19 protein-coding genes are annotated in these 17,771 nt (G+C 40.4%); 14 read left to right on the forward strand and 5 right to left on the reverse strand.

Features of this window, described 5'->3' with window-relative positions:
* From BUC45_RS03740 to aroQ, 10 genes are all read left to right on the forward strand, one after another.
* A partial coding sequence (locus BUC45_RS03740; protein WP_296970454.1) for an ACT domain-containing protein occupies positions 1-214 on the forward strand: 214 nt, incomplete at its 5' end.
* Between the two features lie 454 nt (positions 215-668).
* Positions 669-1,682: a 3-deoxy-7-phosphoheptulonate synthase gene (aroF, locus tag BUC45_RS03745; protein ID WP_276791690.1), complete on the forward strand. Its 1,014-nt coding sequence runs from the start codon at positions 669-671 to the stop codon at positions 1,680-1,682.
* A 10-nt stretch (positions 1,683-1,692) separates the two neighbouring features.
* Positions 1,693-2,577 (forward strand): prephenate dehydrogenase/arogenate dehydrogenase family protein, encoded by an 885-nt coding sequence (locus BUC45_RS03750; protein ID WP_276791692.1) that lies wholly within the window; start codon positions 1,693-1,695, stop codon positions 2,575-2,577.
* Entirely contained in the window at positions 2,546-3,613 is a 1,068-nt protein-coding gene (gene aroB / locus BUC45_RS03755; protein WP_296970456.1) for a 3-dehydroquinate synthase, read from the forward strand. Before BUC45_RS03750 ends, aroB begins: the two co-directional genes overlap by 32 nt.
* Positions 3,614-3,641: 28 nt before the next feature.
* Complete coding sequence (gene aroA, locus BUC45_RS03760; protein ID WP_276791694.1) at positions 3,642-4,946, forward strand: 3-phosphoshikimate 1-carboxyvinyltransferase; 1,305 nt, start codon at positions 3,642-3,644, stop codon at positions 4,944-4,946.
* Complete coding sequence (aroC, locus tag BUC45_RS03765) at positions 4,924-6,033, forward strand: chorismate synthase (RefSeq protein WP_276791695.1); 1,110 nt, start codon at positions 4,924-4,926, stop codon at positions 6,031-6,033. Before aroA ends, aroC begins: the two co-directional genes overlap by 23 nt.
* A complete protein-coding gene (locus tag BUC45_RS03770; protein WP_276791697.1) occupies positions 6,012-6,299 on the forward strand; it encodes a chorismate mutase in 288 nt (95 codons plus the stop codon). Before aroC ends, BUC45_RS03770 begins: the two co-directional genes overlap by 22 nt.
* Before the next feature lie 9 nt (positions 6,300-6,308).
* The gene (aroE, locus tag BUC45_RS03775; RefSeq protein ID WP_276791699.1) at positions 6,309-7,124 is read left to right on the forward strand and encodes a shikimate dehydrogenase; all 816 of its coding nucleotides are present in this window, start codon (positions 6,309-6,311) and stop codon (positions 7,122-7,124) included.
* Complete coding sequence (locus BUC45_RS03780; RefSeq protein WP_296970457.1) at positions 7,124-7,639, forward strand: shikimate kinase; 516 nt, start codon at positions 7,124-7,126, stop codon at positions 7,637-7,639. Before aroE ends, BUC45_RS03780 begins: the two co-directional genes overlap by 1 nt.
* A gap of 68 nt (positions 7,640-7,707) precedes the next feature.
* Positions 7,708-8,139, forward strand: a complete 432-nt coding sequence (gene aroQ, locus BUC45_RS03785; RefSeq protein ID WP_296970459.1) for a type II 3-dehydroquinate dehydratase — start codon at positions 7,708-7,710, stop codon at positions 8,137-8,139.
* A 30-nt stretch (positions 8,140-8,169) separates the two neighbouring features.
* Here aroQ and murI read toward each other — a convergent pair whose 3' ends face one another.
* The 5 genes from murI to spoIIR form a co-directional block, all read right to left on the reverse strand.
* A complete protein-coding gene (gene murI / locus BUC45_RS03790; protein ID WP_296970461.1) occupies positions 8,170-8,979 on the reverse strand; it encodes a glutamate racemase in 810 nt (269 codons plus the stop codon).
* Between the two features lie 204 nt (positions 8,980-9,183).
* Positions 9,184-10,425: a PQQ-binding-like beta-propeller repeat protein gene (locus BUC45_RS03795; RefSeq protein WP_296970463.1), complete on the reverse strand. Its 1,242-nt coding sequence runs from the start codon at positions 10,423-10,425 to the stop codon at positions 9,184-9,186.
* A gap of 124 nt (positions 10,426-10,549) precedes the next feature.
* Entirely contained in the window at positions 10,550-10,744 is a 195-nt protein-coding gene (locus tag BUC45_RS03800; protein ID WP_013779500.1) for a small, acid-soluble spore protein, alpha/beta type, read from the reverse strand.
* Between the two features lie 85 nt (positions 10,745-10,829).
* On the reverse strand, positions 10,830-12,332 hold the full coding sequence (locus tag BUC45_RS03805; RefSeq protein WP_013779501.1) for an aminotransferase class I/II-fold pyridoxal phosphate-dependent enzyme: 1,503 nt from the start codon (positions 12,330-12,332) through the stop codon (positions 10,830-10,832).
* Between the two features lie 356 nt (positions 12,333-12,688).
* The gene (gene spoIIR, locus BUC45_RS03810; protein WP_013779502.1) at positions 12,689-13,408 is read right to left on the reverse strand and encodes a stage II sporulation protein R; all 720 of its coding nucleotides are present in this window, start codon (positions 13,406-13,408) and stop codon (positions 12,689-12,691) included.
* 427 nt (positions 13,409-13,835) lie between these two features.
* Here spoIIR and BUC45_RS03815 point away from each other — a divergent pair, with 427 nt between their 5' ends.
* The 4 genes from BUC45_RS03815 to BUC45_RS03830 all read left to right on the forward strand — a co-directional run bounded on the left by BUC45_RS03815 (position 13,836) and on the right by BUC45_RS03830 (position 17,638).
* Positions 13,836-15,191 carry a radical SAM protein gene (locus BUC45_RS03815; protein ID WP_276791716.1) on the forward strand — a complete coding sequence of 452 codons (1,356 nt, stop codon included), beginning with the start codon at positions 13,836-13,838 and terminating at the stop codon, positions 15,189-15,191.
* Between the two features lie 35 nt (positions 15,192-15,226).
* A complete protein-coding gene (locus BUC45_RS03820; protein WP_296970467.1) occupies positions 15,227-15,535 on the forward strand; it encodes a metalloregulator ArsR/SmtB family transcription factor in 309 nt (102 codons plus the stop codon).
* Positions 15,536-15,928: 393 nt separating this feature from the next.
* Positions 15,929-16,261: an ACT domain-containing protein gene (locus tag BUC45_RS03825; protein WP_081460145.1), complete on the forward strand. Its 333-nt coding sequence runs from the start codon at positions 15,929-15,931 to the stop codon at positions 16,259-16,261.
* A gap of 12 nt (positions 16,262-16,273) precedes the next feature.
* Positions 16,274-17,638, forward strand: a complete 1,365-nt coding sequence (locus tag BUC45_RS03830) for a PFL family protein (RefSeq protein ID WP_276791724.1) — start codon at positions 16,274-16,276, stop codon at positions 17,636-17,638.
* Positions 17,639-17,771 lie beyond the last annotated feature (133 nt).

Here is a 17,771-nt window from a genome sequence, read left to right on the forward strand (position 1 = left end):
CCCCGGAAGCCTTTTTAAGTGTTTAAAGGTATTTGCACAACAGCAGCTTAATTTAACTAAGATAGAATCTCGGCCCTCAAAGAGAATCCTGGGTGAATATATTTTTTTTATAGAAGTGGAAGGTCACAGGCTGGATGAACCATTAAAGACTGCTCTAGTCGAGCTTAAGCAGTTGACAGGCTTTTGTAAGGTCCTGGGCTCTTACCCCGTTTAATGCCGTTTATTAGACAAAAAATATTTTGCTTGACTTTAGTCAACTGATTATATATAATAGTTAAAATACTTTTTATTTGTTCTTTGGAGGCTTAAACGAGCATGGAAAATCTTACTGGAAGAACTTTTGCAGAATTTTATTACTTTTTTAGCCAGTACTATTTTTATTTTAGCACTGGTTATTGGTTCTGCAAAAAAATAGTTTCTTCTTCAAGTGAGGTTTCAAGCAAGTTTAAGCGTAGGTTGCTACCGGTGTAGCATTTATACGGCCTAAGCATATCATTTTCATATTTTCAGCGTATAAAAAGAATCTCACTAAGTGAGATTCTTTTTTTTTAACAAAATTTGGTTTCGATGCAGAAATCCTTCCAAGATGAAGGTGGTCTCATCTTCACAGGAATAGTTTTCTATATCGTAATCAAAGAATCAAATTTATTTCAGGAGGGATAAGTATTATGATAGTAGTAATGAAGACCGATGCAGACCCTGATGATGTCCAGGCTGTTAAAAACAAAATCTTGGATATGAAACTTGAGGTGTATGAATCCATAGGCTTGAACTACCATCTGATAGGTATTGTGGGAGATACCAGTAAAGTTGATGCCGAGAGTTTTACCGGAATTCAAAGTGTTAAGAGGGTTATTCATGTGCAGGAACCTTATAAAAAGGCCAGTCGGCTTTTTCATCCGGAAGATTCCGTAATTTCTGTAGGCGATAAAACCATCGGCGGAAACAAGCTTGCAATAATCGCAGGCCCTTGCTCGGTTGAAAACAGGGAACAGATAATCCATGTAGCCGAAAAGGTTAAGGAGGCAGGAGCAGGCTTTTTAAGGGGAGGTGCCTTTAAGCCCAGGACTTCGCCCTATAGTTTCCAAGGTCTTAAGGAGGAAGGGCTGGAATTGCTAAAATACGCCCGGGAAAAAACCGGCCTTCCCATTGTTGTTGAATTAATGTCTGCGGATAAACTGGATCTTTACGAGCAGGATGTGGATATTATTCAGATAGGCGCAAGAAATATGCAGAACTTTGAGCTGCTGAAGGCCGTAGGCCAGACCAGAAAACCCATTTTATTAAAAAGAGGCCTATCGGCAACTATTGAGGAGCTTTTGATGGCAGCCGAATATATAATGGCCGGTGGCAATGAAAATATCATATTATGCGAAAGAGGTATCAGAACATTTGAAAATTACACTCGAAATACCCTTGACTTAAGCGCAATCCCTGCCATCAAAAAGTCAAGCCATCTTCCGGTAATAGTAGACCCCAGTCACGCCTCTGGCATATGGTGGATGGTAGAACCTCTTGCAAAGGCTGCAGTTGCCGTAGGAGCAGACGGTATCATGGTAGAGGTTCATAATGACCCTGCTAATGCCCTGTGCGACGGCAGTCAGTCCATCAAACCTGAAAAATTTAAGCATCTGGTAGACAGCATTAGAGAAATAGCCAGAATACAAAATCGCGAAATATAGAGGTGATTAAATGGATTATTCAGACTTTAGTATGACGGTTGTCGGGCTTGGACTTATAGGCGGTTCTCTGGCTATGGCCATTAAAAATAGGCTGAAGCCAAAAAACTTATGGGGTATAGATGTCAATGCGAATGCGTTGGACTATGCCGAAAGTGCGGGGCTTATTAATCGAGGCTTTTTATCCGCAAAAGAACCCCTCCAAAAATCTGATTTTGTCTTTATTTGCATATATCCTCGGGAAACTGCAAAATTCATAAGACAGAACATGGATAATTTCAAGTCCGGCGCCGTCATAACCGATACTACAGGTATCAAGGTGCCCCTTATTTCCGAGATAGGCTCGATTTTAAGGGATGATGTGGATTACATAAGCGGACACCCCATGGCCGGCCGAGAGAGTAAGGGACTGGAATTTGCACGGGAAAATATTTTTGAGGGTGCGGATTATTTAATAACACCTACTGAAAAAAATAAACCTGAAAATATTGCACTAATAGAAGATATTGTAAAGCAATTGGGTTTCGGCCATGTAGTCCAGCTAACTCCACAGCAGCATGATAATATGATTGCTTTTGTAAGCCATCTCCCCCATGTGATTGCTGCGGCATTGGTCTTAAATCCAATTTTGGAAAAGGAAGCTCTGTATTTTGGAGGCAGCTTTCGGGATATGACAAGAGTTGGCCGCATAAACCCTGATTTATGGTCACAACTGCTGCTGGATAATGGGGATTATGTTATAAAGCACTTGAAAATCTTTGAAGACAGCATACAAGATTTTATACAAGTCATCGACAGCCAAGATGAAACCCGGCTCAAAGCTCTTTTAGCAAAGGCATGTGAGCGAAAGGAGGGGCTTGATTTAAGTGTTGACGCTCGATGTAAATCCGGGAAATAAAAATTATACCGTGTATATTGAAAAAGGTCTGATTTGTCGGTTGGGAAGTATGTTAAAAAATGCAGTAAAGGCTGAAAAGGTTGCCGTTATTACCGATGAAAACGTCAATGGCCTTTATGGCGAGCAGGTATTAAACTCATTGGAGTCAGAAGGTTTTGACACATATTTAATTGTAGTTGACGCAGGAGAAAGAAGTAAATCTGCATCTACGCTTATGAAGGTATATAAAGAATTGCTTGATAGCAAAATCACCCGATGGGACTGCATTCTTACATTGGGAGGCGGAGTTGTGGGAGATTTGGGAGGATTTGCGGCAGCTACTTTTTTACGAGGAATCCCTTATGTCCAAGTTCCCACAAGCCTTATTGCTCAGGTCGACAGCAGCATAGGCGGTAAGGTGGGCATCGATTTGCCGGAAGGTAAAAATTTAATCGGCAGTTTCTACCATCCCAAAGCCGTATTTATTGATACAAACCTTTTGAATACCCTTGATGAAAGATTTTTCAGCGATGGCATGGGCGAAGTAATAAAATATGGTTGCATAAAAAATCGCAGTCTTTTTGAACAGCTTCTAAGTTTTAAAACAAAGGATGAGCTTTTAAGCAATATGGAGCAAATCATACTTACATGTTTGAATATTAAAAAAGAAGTAGTGGAGCAGGACGAGCGGGATACCGGCTGCCGAATGATATTAAATTTCGGGCATACCCTTGGTCATGCCATAGAAAAATATTTCGATTATATCACATATACTCATGGGGAAGGGGTGGCGATAGGGATGTACCAGATAACTAAAAAAAGCGAACAAATGGGCATAACCGAACCCGGCACAAGCCAACTTTTGAAAGAAGCCCTTTTAAAATACGGACTTCCTTATGAACTGCCTCAAGCTAATATAAACGAGCTTATAAATGCTATCGGTACAGATAAAAAAAGCAGCGGCAAGTATATCAATATTGTATTGCTAAAATACATCGGGGAATGTTTTGTAGAGAAGATTAGTCAAAATAAAGTCTTTGAGTTTTTTAGTTTTTAAAATACCAACATAAAAGCAGGTGTTATTAATGAAAAACCTAGAGGTATCATTGCCTTTTCCAAATGGTGAAGTCTTTATTCCTCCCTCAAAGAGCATAAGCCACCGCATGCTTATATGTGCAGGTCTTGCCGAAGGGGAAAGCATATTGCAAAATATTGCGTTTTCCGATGATATTATTGCCACTAAAAACGGCATAAAGGCATTTGGAGCGAAAATCCGATACCTCGGCAATTATATCAGTGATAAGGCAAATGATGTTGCCGTTAAGGGAATCAAGCTCGCAAATATCAGGGATAACTTGACAATAGACTGCAAGGAATCCGGTTCTACCCTGAGGTTTTTAATACCGATTGCATTAGCTTACGGAAAGCAGGTTACGTTTGTCGGACGTGGAAGGCTTTTTGATAGGCCGCTTGATGTGTTTTATGATGTGTTTAGGAAACAGGGCATAAATTATTTTATGGAAAATGACAAACCGTCTTTGACTGTTGCAGGTAAACTAAAGCCGGATACATTTAATATAGAAGGTAATGTAAGCTCCCAATTCATTTCCGGCCTGCTATTTGCCCTTCCCTTGCTGGAAGGTGACTCCCTTATCATAACAACCACCCCGGTAGAATCAAAGGCATACATAGACCTTACGATTGATGCTTTGAAAAGGTTTGATGTGAAAGTGGAAAATCAAGATTATGAGCAGTTTTTTATAAAGGGCAGACAAATTTATAAGGCCGCCGACTGCCGTGTGGAGGGAGATTTTTCCCAGGGGGCTTTTTGGCTTGCCGCAGGGGTTTTAGGCGGTAGTATTACCTGCTTTAATCTAGATATCAATTCACATCAAGGCGATAAATACATCGTTGATATAATCCGCAAAATGGGCGCACAGCCTGTCATAGGAAAGAATTTTATTAAAGTCGAAGCGTCAAATACTCATGGGGTAACTGTAGATGCGGCACAATGCCCCGACCTGGTACCCATCGTTGCTGTGCTGGGGGCTTTAAGCCGGGGAACTACGCAAATCTTAAATGCCGGGCGGCTGCGAATAAAGGAATCCGACAGGCTAAAGGCCATATCTTCGGAGCTTAGCCACTTGGGGGCAAAAATCGTGGAACTTGCCGACGGCCTTATCATAGAAGGTAGGGATATGCTTGATGGCGGTATTGTTGACAGTTGGAACGACCACAGGATAGCCATGGCACTTGCCGTAGCCTCTGTCAGATGCCGCAACCCGGTCATCATAAAGCACAGTGATGCGGTAAGTAAATCTTATCCGGGGTTTTGGAAGGATTTTATAAAGTTGGGAGGTGTGGTAGATGAGTTCGATTTTCGGGCGTAATTTTAGGGTTTCTATTTTTGGCGAATCACATGGCAAGGCCATTGGTGTCGTTTTGGACGGACTGCCTTCCGGCATCAGGCTAAATATGGAGTTTATTGAGCAAGAAATGGCTCGAAGGCGGCCGGGAAAAAACCCACTTTCAACTTTGCGGTCTGAAAGTGATTCCTTTGAAATACTGAGCGGATATTTTAACGAAGCCACCACCGGCACGCCCCTTTGTGCGATAATTTTCAACAGTGACTGTGCATCGGATGACTATGCTCCGATGAAAAGTTTACTGCGACCGGGTCATGCTGATTACACGGGTTTCGTTAAATACGGCGGGTTTAATGACTATCGTGGCGGAGGTCATTTTTCAGGCAGGCTCACAGCTCCGCTGGTTTTTGCAGGAGCAGTGGCAAAACAGGCTTTGCAAATAGACAATATCCTCGTCGGAAGCCATGTAAAAAGCATCTGTCATGTGGAAGACGAAAGCTTAGACAGTGCAAATATCGATGAAAATACTTTAAAAGAATTAAGAAACCTCGCAATCCCGGTTTTAAACCGAGATGCCGGCGAAAAAATGGCACAGTGCATATTGGATGCGAAAAACGACAGGGATTCTGTGGGAGGTGTTGTCGAAACCGCTGTCCTCAACCTGCAACCGGGGCTGGGCTCACCCTTTTTTGACAGTATGGAGAGCTGTCTTGCACATATTTTATTTTCCATACCGGCAGTAAAAGGCGTTGAATTCGGCGAAGGCTTTAATATTACAAAAATGAGAGGGTCTAAAGCAAATGACGCATTTATAATAGATGAAAATAAAATTAAAACAGCAACAAATTATAACGGCGGCATACTCGGCGGGATTACAAACGGGATGCCGGTGGTGTTTAGGGTTGCGATAAAACCTACTCCTTCCATAGGCATCCAACAGCAAACGGTCGATTTCCTGAAAAATCAGGAAACAACAATATCAGTCAAAGGCAGGCATGACCCCTGTATTGTGACGAGAGCGGTACCGGTGGTAGAAGCGGCGGCAGCTATTGTTATCTTAGATTTAATTTTGGAAAGGTATGGTGAGGCATGGACGAATTGGAAGAACTGAGAGCCCGGATAGATGAGATAGACGCTAAGCTTGTAGAGCTGTTTGAAAAGCGGATGGAAATATCGCATAAGATTGCTTTATATAAGATAGCAAATGATATGCCCATAACAAATGACGAAAGAGAAAAGGAAATCTTAAACGAAAATATAGCAAGATTAAAGGACAGGAGTTTTGAACCTAAGCTTGTGGAGTTTTTTTCAATGCTTTTTAAGTTGAGTAAAGAAGTTCAGAATGAAGAATTTAAAAAACAGACTAAATATCAATGAGGTGATGGTGTGAGCAGTATATACGGCCTCATAGGGGAAAGTTTAAGCCATAGCCTTTCACCGGAAATCCATGAAAGTTTTTTCCTTAAAACCGGTGTTTTAGGAAAGTACGGGCTTTTTGAGGTGAAAAGAAAATACTTGCATGATGCCGTCCTCGGGCTCAAGGCTCTCGGCATAAAGGGCGCCAATGTCACTATTCCTTATAAGACGGAGATTATCAGGTTTCTTGATAGTATGTCTGATGAAGCTAAAAAAATAGGAGCTGTCAATACATTAATTGTAAAAGAAGATAAAATCACGGGGGATAATACGGATTACTACGGTTTTGGCATGACACTTGACAGGCATCATATTGAGCCAAAAGGCAAAACTGCGGTAGTTCTAGGGACAGGAGGCGCATCCAGAGCAATTGTGCAATACCTTTTGGACAATGACATAGGAGATATTACCCTCGTAAGTACTCATGTTCAAAAAGCCAAGGAGCAATTTCCGGGTTTAAGCATTATATCATATGAAGATTTGCACTGTATAAATAAAAGGGATATTTTGATAAACTGCACTCCGGTTGGCATGTTTCCAAATATGAAAGACAGTCCTGTTTGTGCTGCCCATGTTGCAAAATTCAAAGCTGTGATTGATCTCATATACAATCCAAAACAGACAATTCTTTTAAAATCAGCCCGGGAGCTTAATATACCGGCAATAAACGGACTTTATATGTTGGTGGCTCAGGCAGCAAAAGCTCAAGAGCTGTGGAATGAAATTGCTCTTGATAAAAAAATTATTGAACAGGTTTATCTGCAAATAGATGGGAAGATTGGATAATGAAAGATAACTACGACAATATCGTGTTAATAGGTATGCCGGGCTCGGGAAAAACAAGTATCGGCAGGATTTTAGCAAAAAAGATTAATATGTGCTTTTATGATTTGGATGAATATATTGAACGCAAATCCGGGAAAAGAATAACAGAAATTTTCGCCATATACGGGGAAAGGCATTTCCGAACACTTGAAAGCTGTGCGGTGAAGGAAATAAGCAGCAAAACAAATGCTGTCATATCCGCTGGAGGAGGAGTAGTGCTTGACAGTAAAAATATGCATGTTTTAAATAAGAGAGGTATTATATTCTTTATAAATCGCCCTGTGGAAGATATAGCCCATGATATAGAAATTTCAAGCAGGCCACTGCTTGCAAATGACAGGGATAACATATACCGGCTTTATAAGGATAGGTATGAGCTTTACAAAAAATACTCCGACTTTGAGATTTTAAATGATAGAGGAATTTTAGAAGCGGTAAAGCAAATAATAGAGATTTTAAATGGGAATTATGCTTAAATCTAGCGGTGCACCACAAAGGGTAGTAAAGATATATATATATATATATGAAGGAAGGTAAAAAAAATATGAACATACTTATAATCAACGGACCAAATATTAATATGCTGGGTATAAGGGAAAAAGACATATACGGCGGTAAAACCTATAAAGATATGTGCAACTTGCTGTATAAAAGTGCAAAGGAAATGGGTATTTGCACAGTTATTGTCCAAAATAATATCGAAGGAGAAATAATCAACTATATTCAGGGCGCATACGGCAAGTATGATGGTATCATAATAAATCCCGGGGCATACACCCATTATAGTATTGCTATATATGATGCCTTAAAAGCCATTGACATTCCGGCAGTAGAAGTGCATATAAGTAATATTCAGGCAAGGGAAGAATTTAGAAAAAAATCGGTCACTGCTGGAGCGTGCATCGGGCAGATTTGCGGTTTTGGTATTTATGGATATATAATGGCAATGCTTGCATTAAAAAATATTTTAGAATAAGACTCGAAAAATATATCGGATATATTGGATTTAAATTTGAGGGTCGATTACATTTATAGGATTTATAGGCCTTTTTAAGAAATTTTCACCTACTTGTACAAATTTTTCCGGATTGTCGCTGACAAAGTATTGGTAAAATGCCGGGGAATTGTCCTGCCGCTTTAGGTTTTTGTCAACTAAAATCCGCTGTACTTCTCTTGCTGTTTCCCAAGCTGAATCCACCAGCCGGACAGTTTCCCCCATAACCTTTTCCAGGGTAAGCTCTAAAAGAGGGTAATGTGTACATGCAAGCACCAATGTATCGATTCCCTGATTTTTTAAAGGTTCTAAATAGGTTTTAGCAGTATAAAAGGCAGCCTCATTTTCAAGCCATCCTTCTTCTACTAAAGGCACAAAGAGAGGACAGGCTTTTGAATGTATTTTTATTTGCTTATTTAGTGCATGTATAGCCCTTTCATATGCACAACTCTTTATGGTGCGTTCGGTGCCGATTACTCCGACCACTTGTTTTTCAGTGGCAGCCACCGCTGCCCTTGCTCCCGGCTCTATCACTCCTATGACCGGTACCGGTGATGATGCACAAAGTTTATCAAGACATGTGGCACTGACAGTGTTACATGCTACTACAATCAGTTTTACATCCTTGCCCAGTAAGAATCTAACTCCCTCAAAGGCAAATTGTGTAACAACTTCTGAGGATTTGGGCCCATAAGGTACTCGAGCAGTATCCCCAAAATATACAATGTTTTCTTTAGGAAGCAGCTTCATAATTTCTCCGGCCACAGTCAGGCCTCCGATACCCGAATCAAAAACTCCTATGGGTTTATTTCTAACATCCATGATTTATCTCCGTCCCAATTATTGTAGTTTATTTATGCAAATCCAACTTCGAGCGCAAAAGTGCGGCTGTCAGAAGAAAATTTTATCAGATAATATTATACTTCACTTTCTATAACAATAAAAGTATAAACTTAAACAGAGTCTATAGAATACTTAAAAAAACAGGTTTAAAAATCGTTTTCGAGTGATTTATAAACCTGCTTTTTACTCGGGAGAAAGTTTTATCAGTTCTTGTTGAGTTGCTGCAAATAAGCTCATGGCTCCCGGAACTATTGCAGTTATTTTTTTACCTTCAAGATGCATTTTAGCATCCAATGTTTTGATATCATAAGCCATAAGTCCACTCTCTGTGCCTATAAAAAATGTATTGGGGCATACAATGGGCAAAGCAGTCGGAGCATCCGGCAAATCTATGACCCATATAACCTCTGCTCTCTGAAAACTCAGTGCGGTAACTTCACCTCTGTAATTTGCCAGCAGCATAAAATCCTGATGAAAGGCCGGCATCATAAACTCCTCATCGGCAATCTTCTTCCTCCAAATGATTTCCCCCACCAATGGATTTAAAGCAGAAACCCATGAATCGCATGAAATGGTAAAAACCTTGCCGTCCCATATGGCCGGAGGTATTTGTATGATATCCGATATCTTGGTTTTCCAGCAAAGAGAACCTTTTTCATCCAAACAGTAAATACATCTGTCATATGAGGCAAAATAAACAAAGTCATAACCTATGGCTGGAGAAGTAATATAGGCTCCGTAGGTTTTATAATTCCATTTCATATCGCCACTTTGATTAAAACAATAGAGGGTTCCGGAAGAGGGAGCATAAATTTGTGTTTTGTTGGCTGCTGTCGGCAAAATAAAGTTATCCTGTTTTAGGGTTTTTTGAGTTTTCCCTGAATAAAAGTCTAAAATTGCCAAACTGCCGGCAGGCACGATTACATGGCCTTCAAAAATCGTAGATGAACTTTCGGGAAACAATTCCGTGCTTTTCCAAAGTCTTTCGCCGGATTTTAAATCTATGGCAAGGACTTCTCTTCGAGTTGTTACGATTAATCTGTCCGCCGAGCAATTTAATCCGATTATATCAGGGATGGGCCTAATCCAGCTGATTTTAAGTTGTTTGGGGATTGGAACAGGTGAATAGCCCGAATGCCTATAATCCCGTTGTATTGTGCGCCATTTATTGATGCCGCATCTCATAAGTTCTTTTAGTATTTCAAATTCATCATCATCCACTATACCGTTTTGTTTTATATGAAAAGCCCTTTGAAATTCTCTGACTGCTTGCATGGTCTCATAGCCGAACACTCCATCAATACGAGCATTAAAGACCCCCAGTCTCTTTAATACCTGCTGCAAATGACGCACATCACTGCCTTTCAATAGCGGCTTTTGTTTTTTAAGTGGTCGACTGCCAAAAGGTATTACAGGTAGTCTCAAGGAATCACCACCTGCCTATTAGAAGATATATTTAGTATATTCGACAAAGGGTTAATTGGTTACGGGGACTATAAAAACCAGGGCAAATATCGCCCTGGTTCTTGTGCGCTTTCTTCAGGAGTTGCTATTTCTTGGGGTTCCCATTCTCTTCGGCCAGTGCTTTTTCCGCTTTTTCAATAGCAAGTCTTACCAAATTACCGCAATTTCTGGAAGAAACTCCACCCCATCCTTCTTTCGCCACCGTGTCAGCCACACCAAGTTCCTTTGCAAGTTCATACTTGAGGTCCTCAGACATGACACTACGACGACGAGCAGCCATGAGCATGCCTCCTTTTTTATAACGCACTATTATTATTTTGCCTTTAAAGGCTATTGTTTATGTTGAATTATTTTACCAATTGTTTTTATACAACTTGCTTTATTCTCTCATAATATTTCACCGATTCTATATCGGCTAATACCTTTATCGACTTGGCGTCGGGGTCTTCCGTGCCCTGCAAATGGCAGCCTTCGGAATTCAATGCTTTAGCATATTCTATAACTTCCCTGGTTATGCGTTCACCGGGGCATAGGATTGGAATTCCGGGAGGATATGCCATAAGCATCTCGGTGCTGATTTCGCCTTCGGCTTCTTCTAAGGGAACGACTCGTTTTTCACTATAGAAGGCAAATCGGGGAGAAACTACCATTTCCTGGTTTTCCGGAAGTTCGGCACTTATTTTTATGACATTTTTACGGCTGTATTTTAATGCGATATCCCTTATTGCTGCAATCAAAGCACTGATACTCTCTTCACTGTCGCCTATTGCTCCCACAGCCAGCACATTATACAAATCTGAAAGTTCCATCTGAATATGATATTTGTATTTTAACAACTTTTCGGTTTCAAAACCGGATAAGCCTAATTCTCTTAAGTTTATAGCAAGCTTTGTCGGGTCATATGCGAAACAACCTTCAGTGCCTTCTACATCATGTCCCATTACATAAATACCATTTATATCATTTAACAACCGTCTTGCCCTTTCACACCGCTCTATTGTCACATCAAGCATCTGTCTGCCGTTTATGGCCATTTGCCTGCGGGCAACATCAAGGGAAGCCATGAGTGGATACGATGGGCTTGTGGTTTGAGTCAAGTTCATGGCTGCTTTAACTCTTCTGTCATCGATCAAATCACTTTTTATCAATAAAATGGAGCTTTGAGTCATAGAACCTGCAAGCTTATGCATACTTGCAGCACTCATATCTGCTCCGGCTTGCATAGCCGACATAGGTAAATCGGGGTGAAATCCTAAATGAGCTCCATGTGCTTCGTCGACTATCACCGGCTTGCCATATGAATGAGCAATTTCTACAATTTTTTTAAGATCCGATGCCACACCATAGTATGTTGGATTTATCACAAAAACCGCCTTGGCATTTGGATGTTCCACCAGAGCACGTCTGACACTATCCGCAGTTATACCCATGGCTATTCCCATATAGTCATTGATAACGGGTTTTATATAAACCGGATGTACACCACTTAAGATTAAGCCTCCTACCACTGAACGATGGGCATTTCTGGGAACAATTATTTCATCGCCGGGTCCGGCTACTGATAATATCATAGCCTGAATACCCGAAGTAGTACCATTTACAAGAAAATGAGCATGATCCGCACCAAAGGCACGAGCCGCTAAATCTTCTGCTTCATGGATAACTCCCAAGGGATTACATATAGTATCAAGATCTAAAATTCCGGAAGTAACATCGATTGACATTATGTTTTCTCCCACAAAATCACAAAACTCAGGTATTCCTCTGCCGCCTCTGTGTCCGGGTACATGGAATGAAATGGTCTTGTCTTCCACATACTTCTTCAGGGCGGCAAAAAGCGGTGTTTTTTGCTGCTCGTTGAATTTCATTTAGAGTCACTCCCCTTTCAATTTCTATTAGAAGCCAACTGATATACATGCTAATTTGCCAAGGCTTCAATTTTAATATTCTTTTAAGCAAATACAATTAAAGCACAGTTTCTATCTAATTTCAATACTATATTAAAATTTTTTTTGTAAAATATGTAGCAAGTAAGAGGAAACTGTATGAACCTCAGTGATTTATTGAAATTATTATTGATAGAAATACATTGGAGTGTATAGCAGGGCATTGCGCAATATTACGGGTTTTTTTAACTGCAAATAAAAAGGCAATATATAAAGCCCAAACTCGTGCTTATGCTTGCCGAGCTTGGGCTTTATTATGGCAGGGATGTTTATTTAGTTTATTTAAAGGTGAGCTTAATAGTTTTATTGATTTTTCCTTTCGTCTCTTCCCACCAGTCCAACACTTTGAATCGGATTTCTATGGGAACGTCTTCGGGTGCTTTGGCTGTTTCTATTGCGGCCATTTCTTTCGGTGTCAGCACTTGGCTCATTCGCATCCTTGTTTCATCCGGATCTTGCTTTTGGCTTACATCTACAAAGCATAGAGGAGGGAATAGTATGCACCACCAATTGGCTCCTTTGCCGTTCCCTATAATTACTCGCAGTGCTTCATATTCTCCGGCCGGAAGAGTGATATATCCATAGTTTTTGACCGGAAATAAAAATTTACCAAACATAGCAGTCACACTGTAGTTTTTGCCGCTTTTTTTGATTTCTTCGCTTGCTATTTCTTCAATGTATTTCAAGTTATTCTTTATAAATTCCCGAGATACGTTGATATCATCAATGCCTTCAAATTTTTTGTCAAAGGTTTCTACTATCGCATCTCTTACCCGGAGTTTTAAGTCTTGGTCCTCGGGAGAGTCGCTGTTGGCGATGACATGAAGTCTAATAAGCTTCGATGAAAGCTGCTGTGCCGTAACATCACATGTATCACTGTCTATACCTATGCCGCCGGCCATGCCGCTTGTACCTGCCAATGCCGCAAGCAATGACATTAAAAGTATACAAATAGTGACTATTGCAGTTTTCTTAAACAACTTTGATTTGTATTGCATATGACCTCTCCCCTGTCTTAAGGCTTTGTTATTATTATTCCCAAAACTGCTTTTTATAATCACGCATTTATATTTTTTTATCGTAAACTATAATATTTTAACCATTGTATGCATCATTATATGAATTTTTACATCAGAAAATATATCTTCCCAGTTCCTTTCATATCTTCTCCATAATCTTGCTGCCATAATTATGTAAATAACTGCCAATCATCATGATAATAGTGTAAATTTAATTCCTGAGCAAAAACCTTCTTTCGCTGGATTTATGGTCAAACGCAATATAACTTACTATAATAAAAAGAAAATAAAATTTTATCAGTAATCTATTTGACAAAAATCACCACTAATACTATAATAAAATATGAACATATCGTTATATAATTATATGTAGTTATGTAACGAAATTGATAAGGAGGTAGTTTCTATGGATCTAGCCCGCACATATCTTGGTGAAAAGGTTGTAAGTCAAGGTGTTAAGTATTTGTTGTCACGGGATATGGATGATATCGGAAAGTTGATAAGCTGGGCGGAAAAATTACCCATGCCGGCACATCAACGCGAAGATCTTAAGGCTGTTAGTAAGTTTTTAGAAGACAAAAACTCTAACTGGTACAAACTTGGGCAAAGAATTCTTGCAGAAACAGATCCTAAAGTAAAAGAAAAACTGGGTGTAAACTTCTTTGTAAATGCTAATTTTTTAGGAGTTCCAAAACAGCAGAAAATGGCAAAAGAGTTGGGCTATTCGGTGCCTTGGGCTATTTTAATCGACCCTACTGAAAGGTGCAATTTAAATTGCATAGGCTGCTGGGCGGGAGATTATTCACGGCATGAAGAACTGGATTTTGATACTTTAGACAGGGTCTTCACCGAATGCGAAGAACTTGGCATATACTTTATAATTATGTCCGGTGGAGAACCCACCATGCGGAAAAAGGATATTATAAAATTAGCTGAAAAGCATCCTTCACAAGCATTCCTGCTGTTTACCAACGGCACTTTGGTTGATGATGAGTTCGTCGCCGAAATGAAGCGTGTGGGAAATATAACATTGGCCTTTAGTATTGAAGGTTTTGAAGAAACAACCGATGCCCGCCGAGGTAAAGGCACATTTAAGAAAGTAATGGAAGCCATGGACCGTATGCGTAAGGCAGGCCTTATTTACGGTGTGTCGGTAACATACAATAGAAACAATACAGAAGAGCTGGCAAGCGAAGAATTTGTAGATATGCTGGTGGATAAAGGTGTGGTTTATGCCTGGTATTTCACCTACATACCTGTAGGAAAAGACGTAGATGTTGACTTAATGGCAACTCCCGAACAAAGAGCATATATGTATGAAAAAGTGCTTGAATACAGACGTACAAAGCCGATTTTTATCATGGACTTTTGGAATGACGGCGAGGCTTCCAATGGTTGCATAGCCGGCGGCAAGCGTTATCTGCACATTAATGCCCGCGGCGATGTTGAACCCTGCGCATTTGTGCATTATGCAAGCTGCAATATAAAAGATGTATCATTAAAAGAGGCCTTAGGTTCGCCGCTTATGAGAGCATATCAGAAACGGCAGCCATTTAATATGAATCACCACAGGCCTTGCCCTCTTATCGACAATCCGGAAATGATGGTAGAAATTGTGAAGGAAAGTGGTGCATATCCGACTCAGCTCAATCCTGACGAAACACCTGAGGAGTTTGCTGAAAAGCTTACCCCTTATGCACAGAAATGGGGTCAAATAGCTGATGAAAAATGGAGTAAGAGTTCAGTTGCTAATGTTAAATAATATTTAAATAAGTTGCTGAAAAGGAGGTCCTTTGGTTGGTATTAAGCCTTTCTGAGTATAAAGTTGAGTTTCTGCGAGGGCTAGCAGATAATACACGATTAAAAATCGTTGAGGCCTTAAAAGAACAGGAAAAAACCGTATCCGAATTAGTTGAAGCTGTTGGAAGTTCGCAGGCTAATATATCAACACATCTAAAACTACTTAAAACAACCGGCATAATTAAAAGCCGCAGCAAGGGTAAGTATATGTATTATAGTTTAAGGGACGAAGCAATTTGTGAGTTTTTAAATTCTCTTGAAGAAATGCTTATTCTAATGAGAAAAAAGGCCTTTGAAGGTGCTTAAAACGTGGTTATCTCTGAAAGAAAGATGAATAAGGGGCTGTTTGCAGCAGCCCCTTATTTTTTTATAAATGCTCCCTCAGCACATATCTATTTTAACAGTTTTTAATTATTATTGCTTTTGTATACGAAATTACTCGGGTTTTTGCAGTTTAATCTTTATTTAATTAATCTTTATTTAATTGTTGATACCTCTCTGTTTTTGCTTTATACTTGTTACATAATAACATTAACTGGAGGTGCTTCTAGCCGGTTATATTCATTAATCGGTTACATTTTTATGGAAATATTAGTTACTCTTGATGTATTAAAACAACATAAAGGTGAGGAAATCATTGAATTCCCGCCCAGAACACTCATAACCAAGGAAGCTCGGATATATGCTGCAAAGCAGGGAATGAAATTGTATGTAGGCAAACAGCAGGTGCCTGAACCCGGTTATTCAAACGGCATCTCAAGTGTTCGCGCCGTTATATCTGTTATAGGGGAAGACCGAGTTGGGATTATCGCTGGCATATCAGATGTGCTTGCAAAATCCAATGTCAACATTCTTGATATTACTCAAACCGCAATCGAAGGGCTTTTTACCATGATTATGGTTGTAGATATCAGCAAGTCGAATATAGATTTTGATGCATTAAAATCTAGGCTCTCTCAAAAGGGACAGGAGCTGGCAGTTCGTGTTGATGCTCAGCGGGAAGAAGTATTTCATTTTATGCACAGAATATAAGGAGTGACAGTAATGAACTTTACCCGAGATGAAATCATTGAAACAATACGCATGGTGCAAGCAGAGCAATTGGACATTAGAACTGTTACACTAGGAATAAGCTTTAGGGATTGTGCAGGTCCTTCGATTTCTTGTGTAGCCGATAAGATTTATGATAAGTTGATGGAAAAAGGCAGCGAATTGGTGCCTGTAGCCCTTGAACTTGAAAAGGAATTCGGCATACCCATAGTGAATAAGCGAATTTCTGTAACTCCGATTGCTCTGGTAGCTGAAAGCTGTAAGGAAAGCGATTATACTCCAATAGCCTTTGCCATGGATAGAGCTGCAAAAGAACTGGGTATTGATTTTATAGGCGGGTTTTCTGCACTGGTGCAAAAGGGTTTTACCCGGGGAGATATGAACCTGCTAAATTGTATTCCCGAAGCCCTTTCAGGCACGGAGCGCGTTTGTTCTTCCGTCAATGTTGCTACCAGCAAAGCGGGAATAAATATGGATGCGGTCCGGGCTATGGGCAGTATAATCAAAGAAGTGGCGCAATTAACCGAAAAACAAGACGGAATCGGTGCCGCTAAACTGGTGGTATTTGCCAATGCTCCTGATGATAATCCTTTTATGGCAGGGGCCTTTCATGGGCCTGGCGAACCGGAAACCGCAATAAATGTGGGTATAAGCGGACCCGGAGTGGTGAATACGGTTGTGTCTAATCTTTCTAAAGAAGCTGATTTAGGCGAGGTGTCAGAGGTTATTAAACGAATGGCTTTTAAGATTACCCGTGTAGGAGAGCTTATTGGTCGTGAGGCATCCCGAAGATTGGGAGTGCCCTTCGGCATCATAGACCTGTCCCTTGCTCCGACTCCTGCAGTAGGCGACAGCATCGCAAATATTTTAGAAGCAATCGGCCTTGAGCGCTGTGGTGCCCCGGGAACAACTGCAGCTTTAGCGCTTCTAAATGATGCGGTTAAAAAAGGTGGTGCCATGGCTACTTCTTATGTGGGAGGCCTTTCCGGCGCATTTATCCCCGTCAGTGAAGATGCAGGCATGATACGCGCTGCAGCCGATGGCGCACTTACCATAGAAAAACTTGAGGCAATGACCTGTGTGTGTTCAGTAGGCCTTGACATGATAGCCATTCCCGGTGACACATCTGCCGAAACCATCACTGCTATCATTGCCGATGAAATGGCCATAGGAGTTATGAATAAAAAGACAACTGCCGTGAGAATAATACCAGCTCCCGGCAAAAAGGCCGGGGATTTTGTAGAATTCGGCGGCCTTTTAGGACGAGCACCGGTAATGCCGGTTAGTTCCTTTGACTCATCGATTTTTGCTCAAAGAGGCGGTCAAATTCCTCCACCTATACAGAGTTTGACAAATTAATAAATCAACAGCCAGAAATCAGGCTGTAAGATAATGTCAATAATCTTTGAAAATGTCACCTAAAAGGCATGATTTTTATTCAGTGAAAATGTCACCTTTGACATAAAATAAAAACAACAAAACACGTTACAAA

The organism is Tepidanaerobacter sp. EBM-38, assembly GCA_001896545.1.
GTDB lineage: Bacteria > Bacillota > Thermosediminibacteria > Thermosediminibacterales > Tepidanaerobacteraceae > Tepidanaerobacter.

What these genes read in the sequence shown, in the direction of transcription:
- aroF (WP_276791690.1), top strand. Translation starts at nt 669, where the DNA reads ATGATAGTAGTAATGAAGACCGATGCAGACCCTGATGATGTCCAGGCT.
- BUC45_RS03750 (WP_276791692.1), top strand. Translation starts at nt 1,693, where the DNA reads ATGGATTATTCAGACTTTAGTATGACGGTTGTCGGGCTTGGACTTATA.
- aroA (WP_276791694.1), top strand. Translation starts at nt 3,642, where the DNA reads ATGAAAAACCTAGAGGTATCATTGCCTTTTCCAAATGGTGAAGTCTTT.
- aroC (WP_276791695.1), top strand. Translation starts at nt 4,924, where the DNA reads ATGAGTTCGATTTTCGGGCGTAATTTTAGGGTTTCTATTTTTGGCGAA.
- BUC45_RS03770 (WP_276791697.1), top strand. Translation starts at nt 6,012, where the DNA reads ATGGACGAATTGGAAGAACTGAGAGCCCGGATAGATGAGATAGACGCT.
- BUC45_RS03780 (WP_296970457.1), top strand. Translation starts at nt 7,124, where the DNA reads ATGAAAGATAACTACGACAATATCGTGTTAATAGGTATGCCGGGCTCG.
- aroQ (WP_296970459.1), top strand. Translation starts at nt 7,708, where the DNA reads ATGAACATACTTATAATCAACGGACCAAATATTAATATGCTGGGTATA.
- murI (WP_296970461.1), bottom strand. Translation starts at nt 8,979, where the DNA reads ATGGATGTTAGAAATAAACCCATAGGAGTTTTTGATTCGGGTATCGGA.
- BUC45_RS03800 (WP_013779500.1), bottom strand. Translation starts at nt 10,744, where the DNA reads ATGGCTGCTCGTCGTCGTAGTGTCATGTCTGAGGACCTCAAGTATGAA.
- BUC45_RS03805 (WP_013779501.1), bottom strand. Translation starts at nt 12,332, where the DNA reads ATGAAATTCAACGAGCAGCAAAAAACACCGCTTTTTGCCGCCCTGAAG.
- spoIIR (WP_013779502.1), bottom strand. Translation starts at nt 13,408, where the DNA reads ATGCAATACAAATCAAAGTTGTTTAAGAAAACTGCAATAGTCACTATT.
- BUC45_RS03815 (WP_276791716.1), top strand. Translation starts at nt 13,836, where the DNA reads ATGGATCTAGCCCGCACATATCTTGGTGAAAAGGTTGTAAGTCAAGGT.
- BUC45_RS03825 (WP_081460145.1), top strand. Translation starts at nt 15,929, where the DNA reads ATGAAATTGTATGTAGGCAAACAGCAGGTGCCTGAACCCGGTTATTCA.
- BUC45_RS03830 (WP_276791724.1), top strand. Translation starts at nt 16,274, where the DNA reads ATGAACTTTACCCGAGATGAAATCATTGAAACAATACGCATGGTGCAA.